Source organism: Larkinella terrae (assembly GCF_009668025.1).
Lineage (GTDB): Bacteria > Bacteroidota > Bacteroidia > Cytophagales > Spirosomataceae > Larkinella > Larkinella terrae.
This window is the reverse complement of sequence record NZ_WJXZ01000016.1, coordinates 1-2,351: the sequence shown is the minus strand read 5'-3', so window position 1 is coordinate 2,351 and position 2,351 is coordinate 1. Positions and strand designations below refer to the sequence as shown.

At 52.4% G+C, this 2,351-nt stretch carries 1 tRNA gene and 2 rRNA genes; all 3 read left to right on the top strand.

What is annotated here, in order from left to right:
* A 16S ribosomal RNA gene (locus GJJ30_RS30745) occupies positions 1–410 on the top strand; the annotation flags it as partial.
* 84 nt (positions 411–494) lie between these two features.
* Positions 495–570 (top strand) — tRNA-Glu (locus tag GJJ30_RS30740).
* A gap of 182 nt (positions 571–752) precedes the next feature.
* Positions 753–2,351 (top strand): 23S ribosomal RNA (locus GJJ30_RS30735); the annotation flags it as partial.

Here is a 2,351-nt window from a genome sequence, read left to right as displayed (position 1 = left end):
GGTCCGGCCGGGAACTCAAAGGAGACTGCCAGTGATAAACTGGAGGAAGGTGGGGATGACGTCAAGTCATCATGGCCCTTACGAGTAGGGCTACACACGTGCTACAATGGCGCATACAAAGAGAAGCGACCTCGCGAGAGCAAGCGGACCTCATAAAGTGCGTCGTAGTCCGGATTGGAGTCTGCAACTCGACTCCATGAAGTCGGAATCGCTAGTAATCGTGGATCAGAATGCCACGGTGAATACGTTCCCGGGCCTTGTACACACCGCCCGTCACACCATGGGAGTGGGTTGCAAAAGAAGTAGGTAGCTTAACCTTCGGGAGGGCGCTTACCACTTTGTGATTCATGACTGGGGTGAAGTCGTAACAAGGTAACCGTAGGGGAACCTGCGGTTGGATCACCTCCTTACCTTAAAGAACCTGCCTTTGTAGTGTCCACACAGATTGTCTGATGAAAAGTAAATAGCAAGGCGTCTTGCGATTGAGACTGTACGTCCCCTTCGTCTAGAGGCCCAGGACACCGCCCTTTCACGGCGGTAACAGGGGTTCGAATCCCCTAGGGGACGCCACTTGCTGGTTCGTGAGTGAAAGTCACCTGCCGTCATATCTCAAAACTGACTTGCGAGTCATGTTTGAGATATTTGCTCTTTAAAAATCTGGATCAAGCTGAAAATTGAAACGACACACAGCTCATGTGTGTTCGAGTCTCTCAAATTTTCGCAATCAGAAGTGAAACATCTTCGGGTTGTGAGGTTAAGCGACTAAGCGTACACGGTGGATGCCCTGGCAGTCAGAGGCGATGAAGGACGTGCTAATCTGCGAAAAGCGCCGGCGAGGTGATATGAACCTTTGACCCGGCGATGTCCGAATGGGGAAACCCAGTGCAATCCGTTGCACTATCGTTAACTGAATACATAGGTTAACGAGGCGAACCGGGGGAACTGAAACATCTAAGTACCCCGAGGAAAAGAAATCAACCGAGATTCCCCCAGTAGCGGCGAGCGAACGGGGAGCAGCCCGGAGTCTGAATCAGCTTGTGTGTTAGTGGAACGGTCTGGAAAGTCCGACGGTACAGGGTGATAGTCCCGTACACGAAAGCACACATGCTGTGAACTCGAAGAGTAGGGCGGGACACGTGGTATCCTGTCTGAATATGGGGGGACCATCCTCCAAGGCTAAATACTCCTGACTGACCGATAGTGAACCAGTACCGTGAGGGAAAGGCGAAAAGAACCCCGGCGAGGGGAGTGAAAAAGAACCTGAAACCGTGTACGTACAAGCAGTGGGAGCACCTTCGGGTGTGACTGCGTACCTTTTGTATAATGGGTCAGCGACTTATATTCTGTAGCAAGGTTAACCGTATAGGGGAGCCGAAGGGAAACCGAGTCTTAACTGGGCGTTAAGTTGCAGGGTATAGACCCGAAACCCGGTGATCTAGCCATGGGCAGGTTGAAGGTTGGGTAACACTAACTGGAGGACCGAACCGACTAATGTTGAAAAATTAGCGGATGACCTGTGGCTGGGGGTGAAAGGCCAATCAAACCGGGAGATAGCTGGTTCTCCCCGAAAGCTATTTAGGTAGCGCCTCGTGAATTCATCTTCGGGGGTAGAGCACTGTTTCGGCTAGGGGGCCATCCCGGCTTACCAACCCGATGCAAACTACGAATACCGAAGAATGTTATCACGGGAGACACACGGCGGGTGCTAACGTCCGTCGTGAAGAGGGAAACAACCCAGACCGCCAGCTAAGGTCCCAAAGTCATGGTTAAGTGGGAAACGATGTGGGAAGGCACAGACAGCCAGGATGTTGGCTTAGAAGCAGCCATCATTTAAAGAAAGCGTAATAGCTCACTGGTCGAGTCGGCCTGCGCGGAAGATGTAACGGGGCTAAACCATGCACCGAAGCTGCGGCAGCGACACTATGTGTTGTTGGGTAGGGGAGCGTTCTGTAAGCCGTTGAAGGTGTCCTGTGAGGGGTGCTGGAGGTATCAGAAGTGCGAATGCTGACATAAGTAACGATAAAGCGGGTGAAAAGCCCGCTCGCCGGAAGACCAAGGGTTCCTGTCCAACGTTAATCGGGGCAGGGTGAGTCGACCCCTAAGGCGAGGCCGAAAGGCGTAGTCGATGGGAAACAGGTTAATATTCCTGTACTTGGTGTTACTGCGAAGGGGGGACGGAGAAGGCTATGTCAGCCGGGCGACGGTTGTCCCGGTTTAAGCATGTAGGCGGAGGTTCCAGGTAAATCCGGTACCTTATTAACGCTGAGGTGTGATGACGAGGCACTACGGTGCTGAAGTGATAAATGCCCTGCTTCCAGGAAAAGCCTCTAAGCATCAGGTAACACGAAATC